At 69.7% G+C, this 26698-nt stretch carries 24 protein-coding genes and 4 tRNA genes; 17 read left to right on the top strand and 11 right to left on the bottom strand.

Going from position 1 to position 26698, the window contains the following annotated elements; genetic code table 11:
* Nucleotides 1-56: 56 nt before the first annotated feature.
* A complete protein-coding gene (locus IEY70_RS02785) occupies nt 57-1385 on the top strand; it encodes a M17 family metallopeptidase (protein ID WP_189063454.1) in 1329 nt (442 codons plus the stop codon).
* Nucleotides 1386-1456: 71 nt separating this feature from the next.
* Here the strand turns inward: IEY70_RS02785 and IEY70_RS02780 are convergent, their stop codons facing one another.
* Entirely contained in the window at nt 1457-2377 is a 921-nt protein-coding gene (locus IEY70_RS02780) for a DUF4032 domain-containing protein (protein ID WP_189063453.1), read from the bottom strand.
* Nucleotides 2378-2653: 276 nt separating this feature from the next.
* Between IEY70_RS02780 and IEY70_RS02775 the strand changes: the two genes are divergently transcribed.
* The 6 genes from IEY70_RS02775 to IEY70_RS02750 all read left to right on the top strand — a co-directional run bounded on the left by IEY70_RS02775 (nt 2654) and on the right by IEY70_RS02750 (nt 9439).
* Entirely contained in the window at nt 2654-3250 is a 597-nt protein-coding gene (locus tag IEY70_RS02775) for a sulfite oxidase-like oxidoreductase (RefSeq protein ID WP_189063452.1), read from the top strand.
* Nucleotides 3251-3257: 7 nt separating this feature from the next.
* A complete protein-coding gene (locus IEY70_RS02770; RefSeq protein ID WP_229777576.1) occupies nt 3258-3830 on the top strand; it encodes a mismatch-specific DNA-glycosylase in 573 nt (190 codons plus the stop codon).
* 71 nt (nt 3831-3901) lie between these two features.
* The gene (locus tag IEY70_RS02765) at nt 3902-5710 is read left to right on the top strand and encodes an HSP90 family protein (RefSeq protein WP_189063451.1); all 1809 of its coding nucleotides are present in this window, start codon (nt 3902-3904) and stop codon (nt 5708-5710) included.
* A gap of 52 nt (nt 5711-5762) precedes the next feature.
* On the top strand, nt 5763-6860 hold the full coding sequence (locus IEY70_RS02760; protein WP_189063450.1) for a hypothetical protein: 1098 nt from the start codon (nt 5763-5765) through the stop codon (nt 6858-6860).
* A gap of 56 nt (nt 6861-6916) precedes the next feature.
* Nucleotides 6917-7669 carry a hypothetical protein gene (locus IEY70_RS02755; protein ID WP_189063449.1) on the top strand — a complete coding sequence of 251 codons (753 nt, stop codon included), beginning with the start codon at nt 6917-6919 and terminating at the stop codon, nt 7667-7669.
* Nucleotides 7670-7894: 225 nt separating this feature from the next.
* Nucleotides 7895-9439 carry an alpha/beta fold hydrolase gene (locus tag IEY70_RS02750; protein ID WP_229777575.1) on the top strand — a complete coding sequence of 515 codons (1545 nt, stop codon included), beginning with the start codon at nt 7895-7897 and terminating at the stop codon, nt 9437-9439.
* Nucleotides 9440-9664: 225 nt separating this feature from the next.
* Here the strand turns inward: IEY70_RS02750 and IEY70_RS02745 are convergent, their stop codons facing one another.
* From IEY70_RS02745 to IEY70_RS02735, 3 genes are all read right to left on the bottom strand, one after another.
* Nucleotides 9665-10063: a hypothetical protein gene (locus IEY70_RS02745; RefSeq protein ID WP_189063448.1), complete on the bottom strand. Its 399-nt coding sequence runs from the start codon at nt 10061-10063 to the stop codon at nt 9665-9667.
* Nucleotides 10060-11574 carry a glycine--tRNA ligase gene (locus tag IEY70_RS02740; RefSeq protein ID WP_189063447.1) on the bottom strand — a complete coding sequence of 505 codons (1515 nt, stop codon included), beginning with the start codon at nt 11572-11574 and terminating at the stop codon, nt 10060-10062. Before IEY70_RS02740 ends, IEY70_RS02745 begins: the two co-directional genes overlap by 4 nt.
* Nucleotides 11575-11892: 318 nt before the next feature.
* Complete coding sequence (locus tag IEY70_RS02735; protein ID WP_189063446.1) at nt 11893-12927, bottom strand: Ig-like domain-containing protein; 1035 nt, start codon at nt 12925-12927, stop codon at nt 11893-11895.
* Nucleotides 12928-13199: 272 nt separating this feature from the next.
* Here IEY70_RS02735 and IEY70_RS02730 point away from each other — a divergent pair, with 272 nt between their 5' ends.
* The 3 genes from IEY70_RS02730 (at nt 13200) to dusA (ending at nt 16747) form a co-directional block, all read left to right on the top strand.
* The gene (locus IEY70_RS02730) at nt 13200-15365 is read left to right on the top strand and encodes a HelD family protein (RefSeq protein WP_229777574.1); all 2166 of its coding nucleotides are present in this window, start codon (nt 13200-13202) and stop codon (nt 15363-15365) included.
* Between the two features lie 62 nt (nt 15366-15427).
* A complete protein-coding gene (locus tag IEY70_RS02725; RefSeq protein WP_189063445.1) occupies nt 15428-15649 on the top strand; it encodes a hypothetical protein in 222 nt (73 codons plus the stop codon).
* 72 nt (nt 15650-15721) lie between these two features.
* Nucleotides 15722-16747, top strand: coding sequence for a tRNA dihydrouridine(20/20a) synthase DusA (gene dusA / locus IEY70_RS02720; RefSeq protein ID WP_189063444.1), 1026 nt, complete (start codon nt 15722-15724; stop codon nt 16745-16747).
* A gap of 91 nt (nt 16748-16838) precedes the next feature.
* On the opposite strand, the gene IEY70_RS02715 is transcribed toward dusA, so the two are convergent.
* Nucleotides 16839-17894 (bottom strand): M20/M25/M40 family metallo-hydrolase, encoded by a 1056-nt coding sequence (locus IEY70_RS02715; protein WP_189063443.1) that lies wholly within the window; start codon nt 17892-17894, stop codon nt 16839-16841.
* Between the two features lie 38 nt (nt 17895-17932).
* On the opposite strand from IEY70_RS02715, the gene apaG reads away from it, so the two are divergent.
* Nucleotides 17933-18337, top strand: coding sequence for a Co2+/Mg2+ efflux facilitator ApaG/CorD (apaG, locus tag IEY70_RS02710; RefSeq protein WP_189063442.1), 405 nt, complete (start codon nt 17933-17935; stop codon nt 18335-18337).
* Nucleotides 18338-18354: 17 nt separating this feature from the next.
* On the opposite strand, the gene IEY70_RS02705 is transcribed toward apaG, so the two are convergent.
* Complete coding sequence (locus tag IEY70_RS02705; RefSeq protein ID WP_189063441.1) at nt 18355-18615, bottom strand: hypothetical protein; 261 nt, start codon at nt 18613-18615, stop codon at nt 18355-18357.
* 697 nt (nt 18616-19312) lie between these two features.
* Between IEY70_RS02705 and IEY70_RS02700 the strand changes: the two genes are divergently transcribed.
* The gene (locus IEY70_RS02700) at nt 19313-19633 is read left to right on the top strand and encodes a hypothetical protein (RefSeq protein WP_189063440.1); all 321 of its coding nucleotides are present in this window, start codon (nt 19313-19315) and stop codon (nt 19631-19633) included.
* Nucleotides 19634-19864: 231 nt separating this feature from the next.
* On the opposite strand, the gene IEY70_RS02695 is transcribed toward IEY70_RS02700, so the two are convergent.
* The 4 genes from IEY70_RS02695 to IEY70_RS02680 form a co-directional block, all read right to left on the bottom strand.
* Nucleotides 19865-21517 (bottom strand): GAF domain-containing sensor histidine kinase, encoded by a 1653-nt coding sequence (locus IEY70_RS02695; protein WP_189063570.1) that lies wholly within the window; start codon nt 21515-21517, stop codon nt 19865-19867.
* A gap of 275 nt (nt 21518-21792) precedes the next feature.
* On the bottom strand, nt 21793-22620 hold the full coding sequence (locus tag IEY70_RS02690) for an RNA methyltransferase (RefSeq protein ID WP_189063439.1): 828 nt from the start codon (nt 22618-22620) through the stop codon (nt 21793-21795).
* 63 nt (nt 22621-22683) lie between these two features.
* Nucleotides 22684-23586 (bottom strand): hypothetical protein, encoded by a 903-nt coding sequence (locus IEY70_RS02685; protein ID WP_229777573.1) that lies wholly within the window; start codon nt 23584-23586, stop codon nt 22684-22686.
* Nucleotides 23583-24983, bottom strand: a complete 1401-nt coding sequence (locus tag IEY70_RS02680; RefSeq protein WP_189063438.1) for a glycogen synthase — start codon at nt 24981-24983, stop codon at nt 23583-23585. Before IEY70_RS02680 ends, IEY70_RS02685 begins: the two co-directional genes overlap by 4 nt.
* 109 nt (nt 24984-25092) lie before the next feature.
* Between IEY70_RS02680 and IEY70_RS02675 the strand changes: the two genes are divergently transcribed.
* Together IEY70_RS02675 and IEY70_RS02670 are read left to right on the top strand one after the other, a co-directional pair.
* Nucleotides 25093-25168: transfer RNA gene (locus IEY70_RS02675), tRNA-Ile, on the top strand.
* A gap of 6 nt (nt 25169-25174) precedes the next feature.
* Nucleotides 25175-25249, top strand: a tRNA-Val gene (locus IEY70_RS02670).
* Nucleotides 25250-25331: 82 nt separating this feature from the next.
* Here the strand turns inward: IEY70_RS02670 and IEY70_RS02665 are convergent.
* On the bottom strand, nt 25332-25541 hold the full coding sequence (locus tag IEY70_RS02665; protein ID WP_189063437.1) for a hypothetical protein: 210 nt from the start codon (nt 25539-25541) through the stop codon (nt 25332-25334).
* 105 nt (nt 25542-25646) lie between these two features.
* Here IEY70_RS02665 and IEY70_RS02660 point away from each other — a divergent pair, with 105 nt between their 5' ends.
* From IEY70_RS02660 to IEY70_RS02650, 3 genes are all read left to right on the top strand, one after another.
* Nucleotides 25647-26348 carry a TrmB family transcriptional regulator gene (locus tag IEY70_RS02660; protein WP_189063436.1) on the top strand — a complete coding sequence of 234 codons (702 nt, stop codon included), beginning with the start codon at nt 25647-25649 and terminating at the stop codon, nt 26346-26348.
* A 78-nt stretch (nt 26349-26426) separates the two neighbouring features.
* Nucleotides 26427-26502 (top strand) — tRNA-Ala (locus IEY70_RS02655).
* A gap of 35 nt (nt 26503-26537) precedes the next feature.
* Nucleotides 26538-26614 (top strand) — tRNA-Met (locus IEY70_RS02650).
* The last annotated feature ends 84 nt before the right edge of the window (nt 26615-26698 follow it).

Raw genomic sequence — 26698 nt, 5'->3', positions numbered from 1 at the left:
GCGCGCTGTCCGGCAGGCCGGAACCCACGCGGCCCCGGCCGTGTTGTACTGCGCGTATGCCCCTTGTTCAGAAGCTGGAACGCCCCGACCTGACCCTCTCGTTCGTGGCGGTGGACGACGCCGACCGCGTGACCCGCGACCTGAAGCCCGGCGAGGTGCGCCTGCGTGCCCGCCGCGACTCGCACGACGAGGCTGCCGCCCTGGCCCCCGCCAGCGCCGACGAGGCCCGCGAGGTCGGCGCCGCCCTGACCCGACTGGCCCGCGACCTGCGCGCCGCGTCCGTGCAGGTCGCCGCGACCCCGCACGCCGCCGCGCTGGCCGGGGCCGCCCTGAGCGCCGCGTGGCAGGACGCCCGTTACCGCGCTCCGGCAGACCGCCCGGAACTGACCCTGGCCCTCGACGACCTGAGCAGCGCGGACGCCGCGCGCTTGACCGGCCTGCACGCCGGCGTGACGTTCGCCCGCACCCTGACCAGCGCGCCCGCGAACGTCATGAATCCCGCCACGCTGGCCCGCGAGGCCCGCACCCTGGAAACCCTGGGCCTGGACGTGGACGTCTGGGACGGCCCGGACATCACGGCGCGCGGCATGGGCCTGCTGGCCGCCGTCGCCGCCGGGAGCACGCACGGCCCGCGCCTGATCCGCGTGACCATCCCCGCGCGCGGCGAGGCGACGCACACCCTGGCGCTGGTCGGGAAGGGCATCACCTTCGATACCGGCGGGTACTCCATGAAACCCCCGGCCGGGATGTACGGCATGAAGAACGACATGGGCGGCGCGGCCGCCGTGCTGGGCGCCATGCGCGCCCTGGCGGACCTGCGCGCCCACATCCCAGAAGGCACCGAGGTCCGCGCGTACGTGGCCGCCGCCGAGAACATGGTCGGCCCGGACGCCATGCGCCCCGGCGACATCTACCGCGCCGCGAACGGCCTGAACGTCGAGGTCACGAACACCGACGCCGAGGGCCGCCTCGTGCTGGCCGACACCCTGACCGTCGCCTGCCAGGAAGGCGCGACCGAACTCGTGGACCTCGCCACCCTGACCGGCGTGAAGATCAGCGCGCTGGGCAACGACATCGCCGCGCTGTTCAGCAGCGACCCCGGCCTGACCGACCGCCTGAAGGCGGCCGCGCAGGCCGCCGGGGAACTCGTGTGGGAACTCCCGCTGCACCAGCCGTACCTGAAGGCCTTCCGGAAGGGCACGCTGGCCGACCTGAAGAACAGCGACATGCAACCGGCGGGCGGCAGCATCAAGGCCGCGCTGTTCCTTCAGCAGTTCGTCACCCGCCCCTGGGCGCACCTGGACATCGCCGGGAACGCCGCCCGCGACGAGAACGCCACCGGCTGGGGCGTGGGCACCCTCGTGGAGTACGTGCTGGCCCGCTGAGCCAGAGGGGAGTGGGTCGGGGGGTGACTGGGCTGGGGGGTGACTGGCCCGCTCCCCGGCCCGCCGCGCGGCTACATGCTGGGGTGCAGGCGGCCGCGCAGCATCAGGCGCATGCGCTGGCCCAGGCGTTTGTACGCGGGCGGGGCGTGCCGCGCGCCGAAGTCGATGGTGGCCTCCTCGCTGCCCACGTCATGCCCGTACTTCTGGGTCAGGAAGTACCGGTGGTCCATGATCCACAGGTACAGGTCCGCCTCGGTCCGGCCGGGGAAGCGGGTCATGACGTCGTGCTTCTCGATGTTCTCCACGATGCGGGCGTACATGCGGCGGTACCAGCTCTCGACGGCCTCCTCGAACGTCACGGGGGGCAGCCCGGCCCGTTCGGGTTTGCGGTCCAGGAAGTACTGACGGGTACGGATGTGTTCCAGCAGCCGCTCGTACCGGCCGGGCGTCGTGAAACGGATGTCCCGGTGGCCCGGCACGACCCGGTCCAGGTTGGTGGCCTTCAGGAACTGCGCGTACTCGCCCTTGATGATCAGGGTCTTGAGGGTGTCGTGCTCCTCGGGCGGCACGGCGACGTGCAGTTCGATCACGTACGCGTCGATGTACTTCTGCCCCTGGCGGCGCGCGACGGACACGCGGTGGTTGCCGTCCTTCACGAAGTACAGGTCCCCGACCTTGTACACCTGGATGGGCGGCAGTTCCTTGCCCTGAAGCTGCGCCGAGCGCACGCCGATCCAGCGTTCGTCCAGGTGGCGTTCCTTGGGCAGGTAATGCCGGTCGAATTCACGGTAGCGGTCCACCGACCCGATGATGTGATCCACCTCGATGGTCTGGAGGCCGCGCTGGAACTCGCCGTCCGGGGCGAGGTGACGGACCCACTCGAAGGGCAGCAGTTCGTTCGGCTGGCGGCGCAGGATGCCCAGCAGGTCACGGACATCACCCAGGAAACGGGCGCGCTCGACTTCGTGCTTGGCCTGATCAAATGCGGACATGAGGCTCAACTCTCCTTGCGCCCGCAGGTGGGCGCGACTGGGCCGGGAGCCTGCCGTCATCCAGGGGAACAGAGAAGGCCCCGGTATGCCCCACAGTTTACACCGCGCCCGGTCACGCGCGGCGGTACCCCTGTCCCTACTATGGGCCTGCGCGTCACCCGCCCGTCAGGGGGGGCGGGCCGGGCGCGCGGCGCGTCTATCGGAAGCCTTCATGTGCGCCCCGGATGGTGTGCTGCGCCCTGTGCGGCGCGGGGGCCCGGCGTGTTGAATGCGGGCATGCTCGGGAAATTCTTCAAGAAACCGGCCGACGACATGGGAGGCCGCGTGCCGCCCGGCCAGACGCTCACCACCCGCTTCCCGGTCCTGACGTACGGCCCCACGCAGCACTACGCGCCGCAGGACGTAGTGATCCGCGTGACCGGACTGGCCGACGAGAAAACCCTGACCTGGGCGGACCTGATGGCCCTGCCGCAGACCACCCTGACGTACGACATCCACTGCGTCACGCACTGGAGCAAACTGGACACCACCTGGACCGGCGTGCGCGTCGTGGACCTGATGGAACACCTGCAACTGAAACCCGGCGCCACCCACGTCATGCAGCACTCGGTGGGCGGGTACACCACCAACCTGAGCCTAGAGGACTTCACGCGGCCCGAGAACCTGCTGGCCCACACCTTCGACGGGCAACCCCTGGACGCCGAGCACGGCGGCCCGCTGCGGCTGGTCGTGCCGCACCTGTACTTCTGGAAGAGCGCCAAGTGGCTGACCGGCCTGGAATTCATGGCCGCCGACCGGCCCGGCTTCTGGGAGAAGAACGGCTACCACATGCGCGGCGACCCCTTCATCGAGGAACGCTACGACGACGACTGAACCCGAATTGCCCGCAACAGAACCCACGGGCGACCTGACCGGCGCGGGTGAGTACCTCGTGCCGGACGTGCTGCGCCCCGGCCTGACGCTGGTACTCGTCGGCACGGCGCCCAGCCGCATCAGCGCCGCCGCCCGCGCGTACTACGCCAACCCCGGCAACCGCTTCTGGCGCACCCTGCACGCCGTGGGCCTGACCCCGCGCCTGCTGGACCCGCAGGAGTACCCCCGCCTGCCGGACTACGGGATCGGCCTGACCGACGTCGCCAAACGGCACAGCGGCGTGGACGCCGCGCTGCCCGCCCACGCCTTCGCGCCCGACGAACTGCGCGGCAAACTCCGTCAGTACCGCCCAGGGCTCGTGGCGTTCACCAGCAAACGCGGCGCGGCCGAAACGCTGGGCGTGCCGACCGCCCGCCTCGGGTACGGCCCGCAACCGGACCCGCTGGAAGACGCGGAACTGTGGGTGTTGCCCAGCACCAGCCCACTGGCACGCTCGCACTTTCAGCTGGAACCCTGGCAGGCGCTCGCGGCACGGGTCGCGCAGCTGCGCCGCGAACAGCCCGCCCCCATCCGGCCGTAGGCCGTTGCAGTCAGTGACGCTGCGTCAAAGTGCTGGGGTGGCCGCGCGGATGATCTGAGAGAATGCGCCCCATGACCCGCTCCTTCGCCGTGGACCTCCGGGGCCTGATCGACCTGCTCAGCGAACACCTGTACGCCGGGCCGGAAGTGTACGTCCGTGAACTCATGCAGAACGGCGTGGACGCCATCCGCGCCCGCACCGACCTGGGCGACACCTTCAGCCCCGCCCTGACCTTCGACGTGCAGGAGGGCCGCCTGACCTTCACTGACAACGGCGTGGGCCTGTCCCCGGACGACATTCACACCTTCCTGGCGACCATCGGCCGGTCCTCCAAGCGCGGCAGCGTGGAATTCATCGGTCAGTTCGGCATCGGGCTGCTCGCCTGCTTCCTGGTCAGCGAGGAGATCGAACTGGTGTCCCGCTCGGCGCGCGGCACGCCGCCCGTGCGCTGGGTGGGCCGCGCGGACGGCTCGTACACCCTCCTGACCGGCGAGGACGCCGCGCTGCCCGCCGGGCCGGTCGGCACGCAGATCACCCTGCGCGCCCGCCCGGACCGCGCCGCGTTCCTGCTGCCCGACCGGGTGGCTTCCTGGGCCGCCGAGTACGGCGCGCTGCTGCCCTACCCCGTCACCCTGGTCGGCCCCGCCGGGTCTGTGTCCCTGAACGCCACGGGTGCGCCCTGGCTGGACCACTCGCGCGGTGAGGAGGCCCGCCGCGCCGCGACCCTCGCGTACGGCGAGGCGCTGCTGAACGCCCCCCCGCTGGACTTCGTGGACGTGAACACCCACGCCGGGGCCGTGCGTGGTGTGGCGTTCATCCTGCCCTGGACCCCCAGCCTGGACGCCCGCGGGCACCACCGGGTGTACGTGCGGCACATGCTGCTCTCGGAACAGGAGGAGCAACTGACGCCCCGCTGGGCGTTCTTCGTGAAGACCGTGCTGGACGCCGGGACGCTGCGCCCCAATGCCGCCCGCGACGCCCTGCGCGACGACGCCGACCTGCACGCTGCCCGCGAGGAGATCGCCGGGACGCTGCGCGACTGGCTGCTGGAGCTGGCGCGCGAGCAGCCGGGCCGCCTGCGGGAACTGATCACGCTGCACTACCTGAGCATCAAGGCGCTGGCCGCCGAGGACGACGACTTCCTGACGCTGTTCCTGCCGTGGCTGCCGTTCGAATCCAGCGCCGGACGGCAGACCCTGCCGGAACTGCTGGGCCGCAGCGGCGGGGAACTGCGCTTCGTGGCGGACCTGAACCTGTACCGGCAGGCGGCGCAGCTCGCGGCGCCCGGCGGGCCGCCTGTCATTCACGCCGTGTACACCTACGACCACACCCTGCTGGAACGCTACGGCGCGCTGAACCCGCAGGTGCGCGTCACGCGCCTGAGTGCCGCCGATCTGGTGCAGGACCTCGCGCCGCCCACCCCGGCCGAACGCCGCGCGACCGCCACGCTGCTGGCCGCCGCGCAGGACACCCTGGCCCCGCTGGACGCCGGGGTGCGCCTGAGTCACTTCGAACCGGCCGCGCTGTGCGCCATGGCCTTTCCCGGCGCGCAACGCGACCTGCACCGGACCCGGCAGACCGTCGGGCCGTCCGGCGGGCTGTGGGCGGACCTGCTCGACGACCTGAAGGATGTCGGCGACACCTACGCCATGGACGTTCACTTCAACCTGAACCACCCGCTCGTGCAGCGGGCCGCGCACCTGCCCGACGGGCCGCTGCTGCGCCGCGTGCTGGGCATGCTGTACGTGCAGGCCCTGCTGCTGGGCCACCACCCCCTGACCGCCCGGGAACTGGAGTTGCTCAACGGCGGTCTGCTCGACCTGATCGGCGTGGCCCTCGGCGACCCGGATGCCAGCCGTCCCGCCCCGCACCTGAACTGACCTCCACCCGCATCCACACAACCGCATCCGCACACCCCAACAGGAGTCCACCATGACCGTCCACACCACCCTGGAAGAGGCGCAGAACCTCCCGCACGGCCCGCAACGACTCGCCCTCGTCGAGGAGGCCGTCCGTCAGGCCGACCTGAGCGGCGACGGCGCGGCCGCCTACGAGGCCCGCAAGGAACTGATCTACTCGGCCAACTACGCCGGGCAGAGCGAGAAGATGCTCGTCGCGTTCGCCTGGTGCCGCGCGTACCTCGACAAGCACGAGGCCGAACTGGGCGCCTGGGAGCAGCACAGCCTCGCCTGGCGCCACAAGTGGGTGCTGATCGCCACGCACCACTTCCCGCAGATTCCGCTGGAACGCATCCAGAACCTGCACCGCGACTACACCGAACGCATCCGCGCCCTCGGGGCCGGCGGGGGCACCGTGCCGTACTTCGAACTGCAACTCGCGCTTCACCGCGGCGACGTGAACGGCGCCCGCACCGCCTTCAACATCTGGCAGTTCGCGCGGCGCGACCACCTGAGCGACTGCCCCGCCTGCGAGGCGCAGACCATCGCCGACTACCACGAGTTCACCGGGGACGACGCCGGATGCGCCGCGCAGGTGCAGCGCATGCTGGACCGCGGCATGAGCTGCTCGCACATCCCGCACTCCACGCACGGCATGGTCCTCCCGGCCCTGATCCGCCTGGGCCGCTGGGACGAGGCGCGCCGCCACCACGAACAGGGCCGCGACCTCGTGGCAGGCGACCCGGACCACGTGACCGCCCAGGCCCGTCACCTGGAGTACCTGAGCCTGACCGACCCCGCTGCCGCGCAGGACTGGTACGCCCGGCACGTCGGCTGGGCCGAACGCACCACCGAACTCGACACCCGGCTCGACTTCCACCTCGCGGCGGCCCTGCTGTTCAGTGGCCTGCGGGCCGCCGGTCAGGACACCCTCACCCTGACCCTCCCGCAGGACCTGCCGGGCCACCGCCCGGACGGCACGTACGCCACCCGAGAACGATTCGAGCATCACGCCGGGGCCGCCCGCACCCTCGCGGAGGCGTTCGACGCCCGCAACGGCCTGCCGTACCACGCCCACCGACTGGAACGCACGCTGGCCCTGGCGGACCTGCCGCGCCCCACACCCGCCTGACCCTCAACCGTGTTCCAGGCAGGAACGGCCGGACCGGACGGCACGTACTGTGGGGTATGGCGTCCCGCACCCCCACCTCCCGTCCATCAGGCCCGGCCCGCCGCGTCGTGCGTGGCGCAGCGGGAGCCGCCCGCACCCTGGTCCGCGCGGCCCGCCGTGACCCGGACGGCCCGGCCGACCCCTGGAACACTGGGGCGGCCCTGCAACCCACCGTGCGCCGTGCCGGGAGCCTGCTGGCCCTGACCGTGATCGGCTTTCTGGTCATGGGCATTCTGGTGCCCCTGGCGATCCTGCTGGGCATCGGCGTGGCGAGCGGCAGCGACGTGGCGGGCTGGCTGCTGGCGCTGGTCCTGCTGCTCCTCGTCGCGTTCGGCGTGTGGGTGTTCGGCCGCGCCCGCACCCTGACCCGCCCGGCCCCCGTCACGCTGGACGCCGCCGCGCCCCCCGAGGAGTGGACGCTGCTCGAAACGTACCGCCTGCACGAACGCCGCCTGCCCACGCCCACCCGCCCGGCCCTGCAATCGGCGGTGCAGGCCACCCGAGAGGCCCTGCGGGTCACGGCGGGCGGCACCCTGACCCGCGACGCCTTCGACGCCCGGCAGGCCGCCCGCGAGGACCTGCCGGAGCTGCTGATGGCGTGGCAGAGCGGTCCGCGCCGCCCCGAGGACCTGACGCGCGAACTGCAGGTGATCGAGGCCCGCATGCGGCAGGTCACGCAGGCACAGGCGGCCGGGCAGGACCGTGAAACGCAGGCCCGCGCCCGTTACCTGCGCGACAAGTACGCCCCAGACGATTCCAGCGACGACTGATAGGGAGTCCATTCGTTTCGCCGACAATCCGGAACTTCACCGGCCCTGCCAACTCCACGTCCGGCAGCCCGCTTCGGCTCAGATTGAACAGTCTTTGCAGCCCATTCAGTCGGGCTCCGTATGAGACTCGCCTCTGCGTCAGCGCAAGAAACGCTGCATGACACCGCAAGCCCCCTGCGTTCCCTCCGGTACGTTTGTCCGGCCGGGCCGGGGAGAGGATAGGGCATGAGTCGTCACGCCCTGCCTGCTGCCGCCGCCGTACTGGCTGCCCTGATGTTTGGCGGCCTGTCCAGCGCCGCCGGTCAGGCTGCGCCGCCCGCCTCCCTGCCTGACCTGCCCGCCCCGCAGGACGTTCTGGCGCTGGATTCTCTGGCACTGGACTCTCTGGCGCTGGACTTCGATCCTGGTGTGGTCGCCCTGACCGACCCGGCCCAGCCCACCCTGGACGCCGTGCCTGCCCGGCGCGTGGTGCGGCCCGGCGTGACCGTGCCCGGCACCCCTGCCAGCCTGAACGCCAGCATCACCGTCCGCTACGGGCCGGACGTGCCGCAGGCCGTGCTGCTGCTGATGCCCGGTTACCTGGGCGGCGCGGGCAGTTTCGACCGGCTGGCGCGGCAGATCGTGACGTTGCACCCCACCTGGGCGGTGTGGGCCGTGGATCGCCGCAGCAACCTGCTGGAGGACCACTCGGCGCTGCTGGGCCGCGACATTCCCACCCTGCAACGCATCGTGAGGAGTGGCCTGCCGCCCCGCACGGCCGCCAGCGTGCCGTTCATGAAGGACTGGGGCCTGGACACCACCCTGCGCGACTGGCACGAGGCCGTGATGGAGGCCCGCAAGCTCACGCCGAACGTGTTTATCGGCGGGCACTCCATGGGCGGCACCCTGAGTGGCCTGTACGCCGCGTACGATTTCGGCGGGATTGCCGGTGAGCGCGACGTGCGCGGCCTGGTCATGCTCGACGGTCTGCCCGGCCTGATGAGCGGCACCCCCCTGACCGCCGACGAGTACGCGCAGGCGGCCCGCAACCCACTGGGGCCACTGCCGGGCCTGAACGGCCTGACCCGCGACCCGTACGTGCAATCGGTCATATTCAGCCCGAAACTCGCCAGTCGCGCCGCCGCGCAGGCCCGGCTGGCGGCACTCGCCCCAGACGCCCCCGCGCCCACCGGCGGCCTGACCCTGTTCCCCGCCACCAACCTCGCGGCCGCCATGACGCAGCTCGAACAGCGGTACGCGCTGCTGCCCTTCCTGACCCTGAACACCGGACGGGCCACGAACGCCAGCGAGGCCCCCAACCTGGGCGCGCAGCTGCTGGGCGCGTCCTTCCCCGGTGCGGGGGACGCCCGCTGGATCGTCGGCCCGCAGGATCCTGCCCGCCCGGTCGGCTGGCAGACCGACCCGGCCGCGCCCACCGACCCGCAGGATTTCGCGCGGCGGTTCGTCACGCCCCTGAGCGACTACAGCGAATGGTATTTCCCTAACCGCCTGACCCTGGACCTCGCCGCCGCCCGCACCGACACGCGCGGCACGCCCTTCGAGAAGACCCTGCCCGTCTGGCACGGCTCCCAGATCACCCTGCCGATCCTCGGTGTGGCCGCCGCGCAGGGCGTGACCACCGAGGCGCAGTACCGCCAGTACGCCGCGACCACCCGCGCGGCCCTGACCACCCGCACCCTGCCGGACGCCGCACACCTGGACATCACGGTCACGCGCGGCGATCAGGTGGCCCGCTGGATCACCGACTGGATGCAGCCCCTGACCCGCTGAACCCCCACCTCATACGGACTCCGATTGAATGGCTTATAAAGCCGTTCAATCCGAGCGGAGCGAGTAGGAGCAAAACGGGTTCCGGACGTGGAGTTAACAGATCGGTGGTGTTCCGATCTGTTAACGAAATAAACGGAATCCGTATCACACGGAAGACGCGCAGGCCCCCGCTTTCTTGCGGGGGCCTGCGCGTTCAGGCAGGGGAGAGGGAGGCTACCCCCCGGGTCAGTCGAGATCCAGCAGATCGCTGTCGCCGGAGTTCACATACTGCTCGATGTACCGCAGGTAGCCCTGCCGCCCGGCCTCGCGCGTCCAGGTTTTCACGCTGCTGCGCAGGCGGCCCAGGCCCAGCCGGAGTTCCTCGGCGCTGGGGTGCTCGCCGGGCTGCTCCAGCATGGTGGTCAGGTTGCGCAGCGCGGCGTCGTGTACTTCGGCGCGCAGGCCGTCCAGTTTGCCGGGCCGGAACGGGTGGTTCGTCGCCTCGGCCCGGTAGCGGCGCATCAGTTCCTCGAAGGCGCTGTCCACCTGCGCGTCCGTCAGGTCCGGGTGCTCGCCGTACACGCCGAGGACCGCGAGTTCCACGGTCATCAGGTACGGCAGCAGGCGGTCGTCCGGGACGCTCATTTCAGTTTCGCCTGCAGGTACGCGGTCAGTTCGCTGATCTTCACGCGTTCCTGCGCCAGCGTGTCGCGGTCACGGACGGTCACCGTGTCGGTCAGGGTGGCGTCGTCGCCCTTGCCGACCGTGTCGAAGTCCACGGTCACGCAGTAGGGCGTGCCGACCTCGTCGTGACGGCGGTACGCCTTGCCGATGTTCCCGCTGTCTTCCAGCAGGATGCGGCCCAGGCCGAGTTTCTGCAGGTCGTTCTTGATGCTCCGGGCCAGTTCGACCAGTTCGGCCTTGTTGCGCGCCAGCGGAATCACGGCCACCTTGATCGGCGCGAGGTGCGGCCTGAGTTTCAGCACGATGCGCTCGTTGCCGTTCTCCAGCGTCTCCTTGGTGAACGCTTCGCTCAGTACGGCCAGCAGCGCGCGGTCCACGCCCGCCGACGGCTCGATCACGAACGGCACGACCGGCTTGTTCGTCTCCGGGTGCGGGATGGTCAGCTTGGCAATACTGTCCAGGTTCTCCTCGACGTTCGCCACCAGGCCCAGCTCACTCTGGTTCTTGGTGTGGGATCCGAGGTCGTAGTCGCTGCGGTTGGCGATGCCCTCGATCTCCTCATGGCCCAGGGTGGGGTAGTCGTACATCAGGTCGTACGTGCGCTTGGAGTAGTGCGCCAGGTCTTCCTTGGGCACGTCCAGAATCTCGATCTTGCTGCGCGGCACGCCCTGCGCTTCCCACCAGCTCAGGCGCTTTTCCAGCCAGTGCTCGTGCCACTCCTCGTCCGTGCCGGGCGTGCAGAAGAACTCGATTTCCATCTGTTCCAGCTCCCGCACGCGGAAGATGAAGTTGCGGGGCGTGATCTCGTTCCGGAACGCCTTGCCGATCTGCGCGATGCCGAACGGCAGGCGGCGGCTGGTGGAGTCCACGACGTTCTTGAAGTTCGTGAAGATGCCCTGCGCCGTCTCGGGCCGCAGGTAGCCGTAACTCTCGTCGTCCGCGACCGGGCCGATGGTCGTCTTGAACATCATGTTGAACGGCTTGGGTTCGGTCCAGTCGCCGACCTCACCGCTGAACGGGTCGCGCACGCCCGCGTCCTTCAGCGCCTGCGACGCCTGAGCGGGGTTGGCGTTCAGGGCCGCCACGACCGCCGGGAAGTTCTCGGCACTCTCACCCATCGCCGCCGCTACTTTCGCGATCACGTCGGCCTTCTGGTCCTTCACGAGGTGATCGAGGCGGTACCGCTTGTTGTTTTTCCTGTTGTCGATCATCGGGTCGCTGAAGGTCGCCTCGTGCCCGCTGTGACGCAGCACTTGCCGGTGCATGATGATGCTGGCGTCCAGGCCTTCCATGTCGTCACGCTCGTACACGTTGGAACGCCACCACGCGGCCTTGATGTTGTTCTTCAGTTCCACGCCCAGCGGACCGTAATCGTAGAAGCCCTGAAGGCCCCCGTAGATCTCGCTGCCCTGGAAGATGAATCCACGGCGTTTACACAGGCTGACGAGTTCTTCCATCGAAGTTGCTGGCATACGTGCTCCTTTTCGTGCGGGTACAGGAAAACGCCCCAGACGGCGGCCTTGTTCCGGCACTCGCTCGTCTGGGGACGCATGAAGTCACGCGCGGTTCCACCCCAGTTCCGGTCACCGCTGTCTGCGGCCCGACCGGCACTTTTGTGTCTGTTGAAGCTCCCCGCCGCCCTTCACGCGCGCCTCGCCCTGCCTGACTCTCACCGTCTCAGGCTCGCTCCCTGGGGGCACTCGCGTTACTCCTGCGGATCAACGCCCGTTCAGTGTGCGCCAGTCCGCCCCGGAGGGTCAAGTCAGGGCCAGCAGGTCAGGGTCAGCGGCTCAGGGCTGGGCGGGCCAGGGGAGGTCCGCGCCGCCCACCACCCACTCTGCGGGCACCGGCACGCTCTGCAACACTCCCACCGGCGGCAGGCTGGAATTCACGGTCCGCGTGAACGACACGGCGTTCCACCCGCGCAGCAGGTTCAGCCCGAACGTCACGTTCCCCCGCACGGCCGCGCCGCCCGCGTCCCGCAGGCCCGGCAGGACGCACGCCACCGTGCCCGACACCTGCACGGGCCGGTCGCTGAACAGCAGACCCCCACTCGCACGGACGGTTTCCTTCGGCACGCCGTTCACGCTCGTCACGGACCCGCTCAGGGGTGCAGCCGCCTGGGCGCCGACCGTCACGCCCGCCCGCACCGCGCGGGCGTCCGGCACGCTAAACGTGGGCGGCGCGTCGCAGCTCAGACCCAGCACCCCCGCCGACAGCGCCGCGCCCGACCCGGCCGCCAGGGTCGGCAGCGGCAACGTGAACGCCCCCGCCCCGGTCAGCGTGGCCCGCGCCAGTTCCGTACCCGCCTGCGCGTCACTCAGCAGCACGGTGCCCGCCCCGCCCGCCCAGGGCTGCGTGAGCGGCCCGCTGCTGCCCTCGCCCGCGTACTGCGCGGCCACGCCCTGCACCCCGGTCAGCCCCGGCGGGAGCGTGATGGTCACGTCAAGGAACTGCTCGGCGGTATTCCCGGCCCCGTCGGTCGCCTCGGCCCCGTAACGGTACGTGCCACCGCTGCCCAGCGGGTCCGTCCACTCGAACGGCGCGGACGTGTCCGTGCCCAGCGTCCGGCCGTCCCGCTTGAAGGTCACCTGCGTCACGCCCGAAGCGTCACTGACGCCCGCCAGCAGGTGCACGACCCCCGGCGCACTCTGAGAGAGCGGCGTGCCCAGCCCCAGCGTCACCACGGGCGGCACGTCATCCCGCACGGGCACCGAGGGCGGCGGCGTACAGGCACCCAGCGCGGCGCTCAGCAGCGCGGCGCAGAGCGTACCCCGGCGTCCCACCGGGAGGACAGCAGGAAACAGGACCGGGAAGAAAGTCATGCCACGAGTGTACTCCCGGTCATTCCGGGCAGATGAGCCGCGCTTCATGCGGCCTGCCGTCTGTTTCGTTGACGACCCGGCCGGGCACCGGGCTGCCGACTCCACGTCCGACAGCCCGCCCTGCTCCCACTCGCATCCGCTCGGATGGAGCGGGTTCCGCAACCCCTTCAATCGGAGTCCGTGTCAGAGGCCACCCCCAGGCGGCACGGTCCGGCAGGAGACTGTCAGGCTTGTCGGGCCGGGATGGTCCCGCAGGTCGTATCCTGTGCGTTATGCCTGTTGCGGAATCCCGTCCGGAAACACACCCGGATTTTGAACTTGAACGTGAGCACCTGTCCCAGACGGTCGCGGCCATGATCCGTCAGATCGAATTCTGGGAGGACCGGGACCGGCAGATGGGCGCGGACCTGGAAACCAGCATCATCCTGGGCGATCAGGCCGAGGAGTTCGCGGCGATGCTCTCGCCGCACGTGCACCAGCCGTTCTTCGGGAGCCTGAAGGTGCGCGTGGCGGGCCGCGAGCAGACGCTGTACGTCGGGAAGCACGGCTTCCGGGACGTGAAGGGACCGTACTCGGTGGTCAGCTGGGACAGCGAGGTGGGTAGCCTGTTCTACTCGGACGCGCTGGGCTGGACGCCCCGCAAGGGCAGCGCCGGGGTCATCAAACGCCGCCGTCAGCTGGACGTGCACAGCAAGAAACTGCTGCGCGTGACCGACCTGTACGACGACGAGCACGGCGGCGACACCGGCGGCCGCGAGGAGGTGCTGCTGCGTCGCCTGCAGGAGGACAGCACCGCCGGGATGCGTGACGTGGTCGAGACGCTGCAACCCGAGCAGAACGCCGCCATGCGCGCCCCCGCCGGGACGCCCGTGATCATTCAGGGCGCGGCGGGCTCCGGGAAGACCACCATCGGCTTTCACCGCCTGACCTGGATGACCAACCCTGACCGGGGCGTGCACCGCGCCCGCCCGGAGGCGTGCATGGTCCTGATGCCCAACCGGGTGCTGGCCGCGTACGCCGCGCGCATCCTGCCGGAACTGGGCATCGAGCGGGTCGTGGTGACCACCCCCGAAGCCTGGGCGACCGGTCTGCTGGGCCTGGAGAAGCTGGAGGTCACGGACCGCACCCTGAGCCTGCTGCTGACCGACCGGGACAACACCCGCCGGGCGCTGGCGTGGCGTAAGGCGAAACTGCTGGGTGACGCGCGCATGCTGGACGTGGTTCGCACGCACCTGTGGGGCAAGTTCAACGCGGGCCTCGCCGGGCAGAGCATCCGCGAGAGCATCGAGGTGCGCGGGCGCGAACCGGTCGTGCTGCACTTCCCGGAAACCGAACTGGCCGCCATGCTGCGCGACGTGTTCGCCGCCGACCCACTCGCCGGGTACCGCGCCGGAATGCGCCGCGCCATCGAGACCGAGGCCCTGTCGCGCCTGAACGTCCCGGAAGGCGAGGAGGCGGGCGTGCTGCGGCAACTGTCCGCGCCGCTCACGACCTTCCTGGGCCGCGTGTTCGCCTCGACCACGCCCATCACCGAGGCCCGCCGCCTGCTGGGCAGCGCGGACGCCCTGGCGGCCAGTGGCCTGCTGACCGACCGCGAGATTCAACTGCTACTGACCGACCCCCTGAGCGGCATTCCCACGCCACGCCGCGCGAACGCGGACGTGACTGAAATTCCCGTCATGCTGGCCGTGCAGGCCTTCACGGGCGGCATCGGGCGACTGGACGGGCGCACGCTGGAACCCTTCGATCACGTGGTCCTGGACGAGGCGCAGGATTACTCGCCGCTGCTGTACGCGCTGCTGGGCCGCGCCACCCGCCCCGGTCACATCACCGCGCTGGGCGACCTGAACCAGGGCATGCACGGCTACAAGGGCCCCAGTTCCTGGGAGGCCGTGCAGGCGCAACTGCCGGGCGCGCAGGTGCTCACGCTGGGCCGCACGTACCGCTCGACCCGGCAGATCACGGAACTCGGGGCGCGGATCGCCGCCACGTACAACCGCGCTGCCGCCGTGCAGGGCGTGGACCGCGACGGCGCCGACGTGCAGCGTTACGTGGCCCCCGCCGACGCACCGCACGGGGAACTGCCCCTGATCGCGCAGGCCGTCAAGGACGCGCAGGCCGCCGGGCACAGGAACATCGCCATCGTCACGCGGCGCGGCGTGGACGCCGACCGCCTCGCCGAGGCCCTGCGGGAATTCGACACGGACGCCCAGCCCATCACCACCCAGGAGCACCGCTTCCGGGGCGGACTGGTCATCCTGCCCGTGAACCTCGCCAAGGGCCTGGAATTCAGCGCCGCCATCGTCGCCAGCGCCAACGCGCAGACGTACGACGAGAGCACCGAGTACGAACGCCGCCTGCTGTACGTCTCAGCCAGCCGCGCCCTGCACTGGCTGGGACTCGTCAGCGCCGGAGACCTGCACCCGCTGATCGCCTGAACGTCAAGGTTTGCGCACGCAACGTTCATCCCACCCCGGGTGGGGCGGGGGAGAGTGGGGTCATGAGCGACGATCAGAAGACCACTGGCCAGGGCGGCCTGCCGGACGACGCCGGGAACGGCATGAGCGAACGCAGCGGCCACTACGACGAGTCCGGCACGGGCGCGCAGGACACGGGGCTGGGCGGCGCGGCACCCGCCACGCCCGGCGCGGTGCCGGAAGATCAGGCGTCCGGGACCGGCACGACCTTCGGCGCCGACCCGAACGACGACCAGCGTCCCTGACCCCACCCTCCCTCTCTTTCCGGGCCTCCGCCACCTTTGGGGCGGGGGCCTTTCCCGTACACTGATCGGCTGATGAGCGCTCCTGCCCGCCCGCCCCTGACGCTGTCCGTCGCGCCCATGATGGACTGGACGGACCGGCACTGCCGGGTCTTTCACCGCGCCCTGACCCGCCGGACGCTGCTGTACACCGAGATGGTCACGACCGGCGCGATCATTCACGGGGACCGCGACCGGCACCTGGGCTTCGACCGGGTCGAGCATCCGGTGGCGTTGCAGCTGGGCGGCAGTGACGCCGCTGCCCTGGCCGAGTGCGCCCGCATGGGCGAGGACTTCGGGTACGACGAGATCAACCTGAACTGCGGCTGCCCCAGCGACCGCGTGAGCAGCGGGTCGTTCGGCGCGTCCCTGATGGGCACGCCGGACACCGTGGCCCGCGCCGTGGAGGCCATGCGCGCCGCGACGCGCCTGCCCGTGACGGTCAAGCACCGCATCGGCATCGACGACCTCGACAGTTACGAGCACCTGACAGGCTTCGTGCGCACCGTGGAGGCCGCCGGGTGCGACACGTTCATCGTGCACGCCCGCAAGGCGTGGCTCTCGGGCCTGTCGCCCAAGGAGAACCGCGAGATTCCGCCGCTGCGGTACGACGTGGTGCGGCAGTTGAAGGCGGACTTCCCGCACCTGACGGTCGTCCTGAACGGCGGCGTGCTGACCCTGGACGCCGCGCAGGACGCCCTGGCCTGGGCGGACGGCGTGATGATCGGCCGCGCCGCGTACCACGACCCGTTCATCCTGGCCCGCGCCGACCAGGACGTGTTCGGCGAGAGTGCGCCCCCCGTCACGCGCCGCGAGGCCATCGAGGCCTTCGTGCCGTACGTGGCCGCGCAACTGGAAGCGGGTCAGCCGCTGCCGCGCATGATGAAACACACCCTGGGCCTGTTCGCCGGTCAGCCCGGCGCCCGCCACTGGAAACGCACCCTCAGCGAGCAGGGTTACAAACCCGGCGCCGGCCTGGAAGTGGTGCGCGCCGCCCTGGAAGGCGTGCCCGCCGAGGTGCTCGACGCCCGCCCCGGCGCCTTGCAGCCTCAGCCCGCCTGACCCGCGACCCGCAGAGAGCAGGGCGACACCGGAATTCCGAGTGTCGCCCTGCTCTCTGCGAAGGGGCTGTCAGGCCGTTCCTCCTGTTCCCTCAGCCCCGGCGCGTGAAGTCCGGGGTTTCCGGCAGCGCCCTGATCCACGCGGCAATGATGTCCGTGCAGGCTTTCACGTCATGCTCGTCGACCATCTCGCTCGGCGAGTGCATGTACCGGTTGGGGATGCTGACGACGGCGCTGGGCACCCCGGCACGCACCAGGGTCAGGGCGTCGGCGTCCGTGCCGGAGTAGCGGCCGGTCGCGCCCAGCGTGAAGGGAATCCCAGCCTCGCGCGCCGCGTCGGTCATCTGGCGCGTGATGACGGGGCTGACCATCGGCCCGACCGTCAGGTTCGCACCGGACCCGAACGGCGCCACGCCGTACTTCTTCTCGCTCACGCCCGGCTGCTTGGTCTCGTGCGTGACATCCACCGCGACCCCGGCGATGGGATCGAGGCGGTAGCCGCCGACCTGCGCGCCGAAGCAGCCGATCTCCTCCTGGCTGGTCCCGACGGCCACCACGCGGTACTTCAGGTCGTGGTCCTTCAGGGCGCGCAGGGTTTCCAGGACGATGAACGCCCCCACGCGGTTGTCCAGCGCGCGGCTCACGACGCGCGTGCCGACCATGACGGGACCCTGCTCGATCACGCCGTACGTGCCGACCGGAATCAGGCTCTGCACCTCCTCCTTGGGGAGGCCCACGTCGATCCAGAGGTCCTCCAGTTTGCTGGCCTTGCTGCGCTCGTCGGCCTCCATGACGTGAATGGCTTTCTTGCCGATCACACCGATCACGTCCCCGCCGGGCGCAAGCAGGCGGATGCGCTGCCCGACCAGCACCTGCGGGTCCCAGCCGCCGACCGGCAGCACCGCCAGGAAGCCCTCGCTGTCCACGTGCGACACGATCAGGCCGATCTCGTCGAGGTGACCCATCAGCGCGATGACCGGCGCGTCCTCGGGGCCGATCTCGGCGTAGGCGTTGCCGTAGTGGTCCTCGCCCGTGCGGGCGAAGGTCGCGGCCTCTTTCAGCCACACGTCGGCGGCGCGGCGTTCCAGGCCGCTGGGCGCGGCGACTTCCAGCAGGCTGAACAGGAATTCACGGTTGATGACACTCATGCCTGCGAGTCTACGCCGCGCCCGTTATGCTGGGCCGCATGAATTCCCCCATCCGCTCGGACGGGCCGGACAGCGCCGGTCCGGACATCCGCGTTCAGGTGAACGTGCAGTACATGGCGGACCACAGCACCCCGGAACGGCACCTGTTCATGTACGTGATTCACATCGAGAACCGCAGCGACGACACGTGGCAGTTGCTGGCCCGCCACTGGGACATCATGGACGCCACGGGCCGCGTGACCCACGTGGACGGCGAGGGCGTCGTCGGCGAGCAACCCGTCCTGGCACCCGGCGGGACGTTCCTGTACGACTCGTTCGTGACGCTGGAAGCCGCGCCCGGCCACATGGGCGGCCACTACCTGATGCAGGACGCCTGGGGCGTGCAGGCCCGCGTGCCCATCCCGACCTTCGCGCTGATCCTGCCGGGCCGCACCCTGAACTGACCCGGGCGCCGGGGCCGCTAGCGCAGCAGGTCTTCCACGCCGTACTGGTGTGGGTCAAGCAACTCCATGACGGCTTCCGGCGTCAGGGCGTTGAAGTCCACTGGCACGGCCCGCCCGGAAAAGCGCAGCCCGTGCGCCTCGCAGCTCTGCATCAGCCCCTCCCACAGCACCTCGTAGTCCGCCAGGGTCACGGGCGTCCCGTCCTCGCGGGAGACCAGGCCCATCACGGCCCAGGTGTCCGCCTCGAACCGGTGGGGAGCAGTCGGGTTTGGATTCATACCGTCCACTGTGCACCCCGCCGTCTGTCAGAGGCCTGACAACGCCAGGAGGGGTCATACGGATTCCGCTGACCGCCTGACAGACTTTATGAGAGGAATAGGAAACCGACGCGAAAGTCACTCCGCCTCTCGAACCTGCGCTGGGATCTCTCGTTGCAGGCAGCGAAAGCGGCGAGGGAACTTGAAAACCCATTTGCGCAGGAGGTCTACTATCGTAGAGATGCCAGAGCGGCTTGCGGGGCAGGGTGGTGTAAATCTGCATTGAGAGGCGAGTTGATCAATGGGGCTACTGATCTCATTCAAGCGAAGGTGAAGCCGATTGACGTCAAATGTGCTACGATATTTAATTATGGCATGCTAATAAAACTCGATCTCAAGGATGAAATTGATTTCGACGCTATTGTCATTGAAGGTGATATGTCCTACAACTCTGACACACGATTTCGCAGCAATTGCTATGCCCGACAGAGGTCACCATGGTGACCCTTTTTGATAGATTGTACCCTGGCTACACTTTTACTTCATTCAAAGATGAAAGGATGGTGACAGACGAGCAGATTGACTTAGATCTGGATTGTATGGTAGCCCTTGACGGATTTAATGATGTTCCTGCGGTTATGTTGCTTTATTCTCAAAGTTTGGTATTGTTGAGTTCCGATATGCATCTTTGAATGTTGCAATACGTTTGCGGCACCCCGTGGAAGCTTACGAATTCTCTTTCACTGAAGAAAACGGCAGGCGGCTGCCAGAAGATTCATTCCCAATTTCCTATGGTGATGGTAGAGATACTATATGGCATAGTAATATAAATGGTGTTCGCGGCCTATATCTTATTGATGATAGCGATCCTATCCCCGAGGAAGCCATTTACATAAGCCCCTCACTTTCTGCGCTTTTGTTTGACGGCATTGGACTGGAGGTGTTGGCCAAGAAATTTAGTGCGGATGATGATTCGGTTGAGCGGTTTATCGATAAGAGAAAAATCTACTTAAATCGGCATCGAAAGTTTGTCGAATAGTTAAATATTAGTTTGAATCGAAATTGTTGAGGGAGGGAATTCACGACGAATTCCCTCCCTCTTTCGAGCCAGGGCGGATTTTCTACTATCTCGGTTTTTTAGTGGCCTCGAACCTGACGGCCGGACAGATCTTACGAGATGAAGTGAGAAATGACGTGCCAGCCGTTCTTGAGTGCTTATAACGAGGACGGCTAGCCACGCTGTCTGGGCTTCGGTGGCTCGGAGTCCGTATCAGGCCTGCGGCATCTCGGCCTCGACCAGCGTGCCGTGGCCGGGGCTGGACAGCACGCGGTACAGGCCGCCGCGCGCCTCGACCCGCTCACGCATCTGCAGCAGGCCCAGCCCCCCGGCGCTGCTGACCCGGCCCGTCACCTGACCCGGATCGAAGCCCGCGCCGTCGTCCTGCACGCGCAGCGTCACGCGCGATCCGCCGTGCAGGGTCACGCGGACCTCCTGCGCGCGGGCGTGCTTGGCGACGTTGTTCAGGCTTTCTTGCAGGATGCGGAACACCACCGCCTCGTCGCCGGGCGACAGGTGCACGTCGCCGCTGATGTCCAGCGTGGCCCGCAGCCCGTTCTGCTCGCCGAAATCCAGCACGTAACGCCGCACGGTTTCCAGCAGCCCGTAGCGTTCCAGATCGATGGGCCGCAACGCGAAGATCGAGCGGCGCACCTCGCGGATCTGTTCGCGCAGCAGTGTGGTCGCCGCGCGCACCTCGCTCTCGGCCTTGGCGGGATCGTTGTGCAGTTGCCGGGCCACCACGTCCAGTTTCAGCGCCGCGAACGCCAGCGACTGCGCCACACCGTCGTGAATCTCGCGGGCAATGCGGGCGCGTTCGTCACTGATCGCCAGTTCCTCCGAGTACAGGTACGCGCGGGCGTTCCGGACGGCCAGCGTCGCCTGCCCGGCCATCAGGGCCAGCAGCGACACGCGCGCGTCGTCGAAGGCGTTCGGGCGGGCGTCGCCCAGCATCAGCACGCCCACCAGTCCCTCGTCGTCCCGCATGGGGATGCCCAGCACGCTGCGCGCGTCCGGGAAGACCTCGCCGGCGTCGTCGGCGGTCGTGATCAGCGGCCCGTCCGCCTGCGCGACCCGCAGCGCGAACGGCGGCGCGACCCCACCGCCGCGCGCCTCGCCCTGCCGGTCCTGCGCGTACTCCAGGCGCAGCACGCTGTCCTGATCGGTCAGGAACACCGCGCGCGCCTCGGCTCCCACGCGGTCGGCCATGGTGCGGGTCACGCGGGACAGCAGGCGGCGCATGTTGCGCTCGGCGCGGATACTCTGATCCACCGAGTACAGCGTCATCAGGTCCAGTGTGCGCTGCCGCACGGCCTCCACGCCGCGCGCCACCTCGGCCGCCAGCGCCTGCGCCAGCGACTCGGTATCCGGGGTGGGCGGCGAATCGAAGTGCAGCGCCAGCGCCCCACCCCCCGGAATGGACACCCGCAGCGGGAACAGCGCCGCGCTGGGCGCCGAGAGCAGCGTCGCGCCGCGCGCCGAGCCGCTCAGGCCGCCGGGCACGGTCAGGGTCGCGTGGGTCGCGCCGGTCACGCGGACCGCGCCGCGCGCCGCGACGTCCAGCACCGCGCCCATGTCGGCGGCGTCCGTCAGGTCCCGCATCAGCGCCTGCACCGCGCCCAGTTGCGCGTGCGACGCCCGCAACTGCCCGTACAGGTCCCGCAGTTCCCGCTCGGCCCGCTCACGCGCGCGGGTGCCTTCCGCGATCCACTCGACACTGAAGTACGTGACGGCCGGCCCGACCAGCCCGTAGAACAGCAGGTGCGCCCACAACTCCTGCCCGGCCGGCAGCAGCGAGATCAGGAACTCCACGGCGCCCACCACCAGCACGATCAGGGGCGGCAGGACGTTCCGCACCAGTTTCACGCGGTCCGACAGCCGGAACGTGCGCGGCAACTGCCCCGCCACCGCCGGGTCCAGGTCCGCCGGGTCCAGCGCGTCCGGGTCTTCCAGCAGTTCGTTCACGGGCAGGTCATCCAGCGCCCCCGGCCGCGCGGCCGCCCGGTCGGCAGGCGCCCCGGACGCAGCGGGGGAGGGCGAGGAGGCGTCCGGTCTGGACGGAGGAAAGGCGTCCGACATGCCCGGCAGTCTAGTGCAGGCCCGCCCCGCGTCACCGCGACGGACGCCGCAGACCTGCCCGGTCAGGAACGGGGGAGACCGTCCGCGCCGCCCTGACCCTGATCCGCCTCGACCTGCTCCAGCTCGGCGGCCTCCGGCCCGTCCAGTTGCGGCCCGGTCTGGTCGGCGCTGCGGGGTTCGGCCGTGCCGCGCGCGGCGGCGTCCGCGACCTTCCACTGCACCTGCCGCAACAACCCCCGGAACAGGCGGCTCTCGGCGCTGCTCATCAGTGCGCGGTCCAGCAGGGCGCGCCACAGCCGCAGCGTGTGCCGCGCCCGCACCGCGTCCGTGTACCCGATCAGCTGCATGGCCTCGTGCAGGTGCCCGTACATGGACTCCATCTCCTCACGCGTGGCGGTCTTGCGCTGCCGTTCGGGCAGGTCCTCCTGCCCCTGCAGGAACTCGTAACACACCAGCAGCACCGCCTGCGCGAGGTTCAGACTCGCGTAATCCCCGGTCGGGATACGCACCGCCACCTGACACTGCTCCAGGTCACTGTTGATCAGCCCGGTCTCCTCCGGGCCGAACACCAGTGCGGGCGCCGCCGCCGCGCGCACCAGCGGCCGCACGTACGCCGGATGCTGCGGCGGCGCCAGGTCCGCCCGCAGCCGCGCGGTGGTGCCCACACTCAGGTCACGGTCGGCCAGCGCCTCGCGCAGCGTGGGGTACACGCGCGCGCCGCGCAGCAGGTCGGCGGCGTGCACGGCCATCGCGACCGCCTGCGAATCCAGGTGATCGCAGCGCGGCGCGACCAGCCGCAGGTCCTGCGCCCCCATGTTCAGCATGGCGCGCGCCGCCGAACCGATGTTGCCAGGAGTTTTGGGGGAGACAAGAACGACGGCCAGATTCACAGCGGGGATGTTAGCGCATCCGCCCCGGCGTCACCGTGCCCACCCGCAACTCCTCTGACGGGCCTACGGCGAGGCGAGGATGGGCGTCTCGTCGACCACGTGCAGGCCCAGCCGCAGGTCATGCGCCAGTTCCTCCGGCGTGTCCCCCCAGGAATCCACGCTGACGCGCGTGATCCCGGCCGCCCGCAGGCGCGCGTTCACGCTGTTCAGCAGCGCCGCCCGCAGATTCGTGTGCCGCCACGCGACCGCCACACCCGGCGAATCCAGGCGACCCAGGCCCTCCTCGATGGCCGCCCGGCAGATACCGATCCCGCGCCCCTGGGCGTCCAGCGCCACGTGACTCAGGTGCGAGTCGAACCCCCCGGCGCCGTCCTGCGCCGCCTCCGGCAGGGCCGCGTGATGCCCCACGCGGTCCTCGACCGTCCGCAGCGCCTCCAGCCGCGCGGCCTCGCTCACCTCGGCCAGCGGGCGCAGCGTCACGCCGTCCGGGGCGTCCACGTGCCGGTACGGCACCCGGCCCTCCAGGCGGCGGTACGCGCCCACCTCACGGAACCCCGCCTGCACCAGCGCCTCGGGCGGAAACAGGTGCCCCTCGGCGAAGGCGTACACGCGGCCCACCTCCTGCCACGCGGCGCGCGCCAGGGCGGCCGCCACCTCCGCACGGCGCGGCCCGGCGAACACGCCGCCCACCAGCTCGGACCCATGCGCCGGACTGGGACGGGTGCCGACCGCGCCCAGCACCACCTCACGCACCCCGCCCGGCTCCTGACCCTCCGGGTCCAGCGTGTCGTCCGGCGCGGCCTGCACCTCGAACGCCACCCAGGCGTGCGTGCAGACCTGCGCCATCCACGCGACCGCCTCACGCGGCGCCTCGTACAGCGCCGCCAGGACCAGCTCCAGTTGCTCGGTCGCCATCGGTTCCACCTGCACGGGACCGCCGGGGGGTTCCAGGACATCACCGCTCATGCGTGCCCCTGCGCGTCCAGGCCCGTCAGGGGTGCCGGGGGGCTGCTCAGCACCCGCGCGTACAGGCCCAGGTACGACCGGGCCGGACCCTCCCAGCTGAACGTCAGGTTCATGGCCCGCTCCGCGCGCGCCGCCCAGCCCGCCCGGTCCTCGAACGCCACGCGCGCCTCACGGCACGCCCCGGCCAGCGCCGCCACCGACGCCTCCCCGAACGTGAACCCCACGTCACCCGGCACGGTATCCACCAGTCCGCCCGTCAGGCGCACCACCGGCAGCGTCCCGTAGCGCATGGCGATCATCTGCGACAGCCCGCACGGCTCGAAGCGGCTGGGCATGGCGAACGCGTCCGCCCCGGCATAGATGCGGTGCGCCAGCGGTTCGTTCATGCCCTGCGCGAACACCACGCGCGGATGCGCCGCCCACTCCCGCAGGCCCGCCTCCAGCGCCGGATCACCGCCGCCCAGCACCACCACGTTCCAGTCCTGCACCAGTTGCGGCAACGCCCCGATCAGCAGGTCCATGCCCTTCTGATCGGCCAGCCGACTGACACTCGCCAGGATCGGCGCGCCGTCCAGCCCGAACTCCGCGCGCAACGCCGCCACCGCCGCCGCCTTCCCCGCCGCGTCCGAGAACGACGGCACGTCCTGATCGGTCCGCGGATCCCAGCGTTCCTGATCCAGGCCATTCAGAATGCCGCTCAGGCGACCCTCGGCCCGCAGGCGGGTCATCAGGCCCTCCAGACCCTCCCCGAACTCCGGCGTGGTGATCTCATGGGCGTACGTGGGACTGACCGTCGTCACCTGCGACGCGAACACCAGCCCCGCCTTCATCAGGTTCACGTCCCCGTGGAACTCCAGCCCCTCGGGCGTCAGCGTCCAGTCGGGCAGGCCCGTCCAGGGCGCGCCGTCCCGCAGGTTCCAGCGACCCTGGTACTGCAGGTTATGCACGCTGAACACCCCCCGCACACCCGCCAGTCGCGCCCGCGCCACCACCAGCCCCGCCTGCCAGTCATGCCCGTGCAGCACGTCCGGCACGACCCCCAGCCCCGCCAGCACCGGCAGCACCGCCCGCCCGAACTGACTGAACCGCCACACGTCATCCGGATGGTACAGACCCGGCCGGTCAAAGAACGGCAGGCCCACGAACACGAACCGCACCCCGCCGCGCCGCACCTCACCCACCCGCACCGGCGGCAGCACCGGCAGACCCGGCACGTCCGGCAAGGTTCCCCGCCACACCTCGGCCACCTCGTCCGGCACGTCCGCATACCACGGCGACACGACCGTCACCTCCGCCCCCAGCCGGGCCTGCACAGCGGGCAGCACCCCCAGCACATCACCCAGCCCACCGGACCGCGAGAACGGGAACACCTCGGACGCCACGTGCACGACTTGCATACCCCGCACTGTACCCGCCAGACCCACCCACACCCCACAATTTGACAACGCACGCCCCCGTTGCTACACTTCCCCTCGCCTGAACGACGGGCACAGCGCAGGCGCCTGAGGGCTCTTAGCTCAACGGTCAGAGCAGTCGGCTCATAACCGATTGGTTGCCGGTTCAAATCCGGCAGGGCCCACCAAACTCCGGGCGGTTAGCTCAGTGGTAGAGCATTCGCTTCACACGCGAAGGGTCGTAGGTTCAAATCCTATACCGCCCACCAGAACAGAAAAACACCCCGCTCCGGCGGGGCTTTTTCTTATGCGTCCGTGGATGGCTCAAGCGCACGGTCCGGACGGACCTGGTCACTTCATGCCGGCGTTCCCGGTCCGCTTGACCGCCTCCATGCGGCCCAGGGCCTCCAGCCAGTCGGCCTCGTTCACGCTGTCCAGCGGCCGCCCGTCAAAGCGTTCCGCCAGCACCTCACGCATCGCCTCGGCCTCCAGCAGACTGGTGCCCTGACGGCCCATGCGTTCCAGAATCGACTCCAGACTCATCGAGCGGCTGATCATCATGCCCCACGCTACCCGCCCCCACCGTGCCCGCAGATGAACGCCGACCCCGGCAGCCCTTCACGCGCGGCGCGCCCGGACCAGCCGCATCCCGTATGCTGAGCAGAGATGAGCGCCGTGATTCACCTGCAAGCGCTCGGGCTGACCGAGTACGAAGCCCGGGCCTACACCGCCCTCCTGGCCCTCGGGCGCGCCGTGCCCGCACGCGTGGCCCGGCAGGCCGGTATTCCCCGACCCAAAATCTACGAGACGCTCGAACGCCTCGAAGGACGCGGCCTGGCCGCAAAGGTCGGCCAGAACCCCCTGGAATACGCGCCCCTCAGCGCCCGCGAGTACCTCGCCCGCGCCCGCCGCTCCTTCGACGACCGCCTCGGCGCCCTCGACCGGGACCTGTCCCGCCTCGCCCCGGACCCCGCCCCGGAAGCCGTGTACCACCTGCACGGCGAGGCCGCCATCCGCAGCCTCTGCGAGGACCTGACCCTCAACGCCCGCCGCAGCCTCTACATGGCCGGCGAGGCCAGCTTCGCCGACCGACTCGAACGCCTCACCCCACGCGGCGTCGAACTGCACCGCACCGCCCTCGACCACGTCCCCAGCATCGCCGCGCACGGCCAGCGCGCCTTCCTGCTCGCCCGCGACGGCGAAGCCGCCCTGATCGCCCACTTCATCGAAGAAGGCGGCGCCGGAGACGCCCACGGCGTCCACACCCACAACCCCGTCATCATTCACCTGATCGAAGGGTACGTGCAACTCGCCGCGCAGCACCCCGCCCAGCCCGGCACCCCGCCCGACCCCACCCGCACGCCCTGACCCCCGCCACACCTGTTGACAGCTCGCAGGACCGCTGTTAATCTATCTGAGCCTCGAAAGAGGCAAGAGGGAAAAAGCGGGGCTGTGGCGCAGTTGGGAGCGCGTCTGAATGGCATTCAGAAGGTCAGGGGTTCGAATCCCCTCAGCTCCACCAGAGAACGCCCCCGCCCCAAGGCGGGGTTTTTTCAAGGCGATGTAGCTCAGCTGGTTAGAGCGAACGACTCATAATCGTTAGGTCCCCGGTTCAAGTCCGGGCATCGCCACCAAACACAAGAATCCTCGTCCTGGACGGGGATTTTTTGTTTTGCTTCCACTCGCTCTGCTCCGCAGCTCTGCGAGTCCGCTCGGAT

Origin of the sequence: Deinococcus seoulensis, assembly GCF_014648115.1 — a bacterium.
In the GTDB taxonomy this organism is placed as follows: Bacteria; Deinococcota; Deinococci; order Deinococcales; family Deinococcaceae; genus Deinococcus; species Deinococcus seoulensis.
Note: the sequence above shows the minus strand (reverse complement) of the source record. Positions and strands in the feature narration are given on the sequence as shown.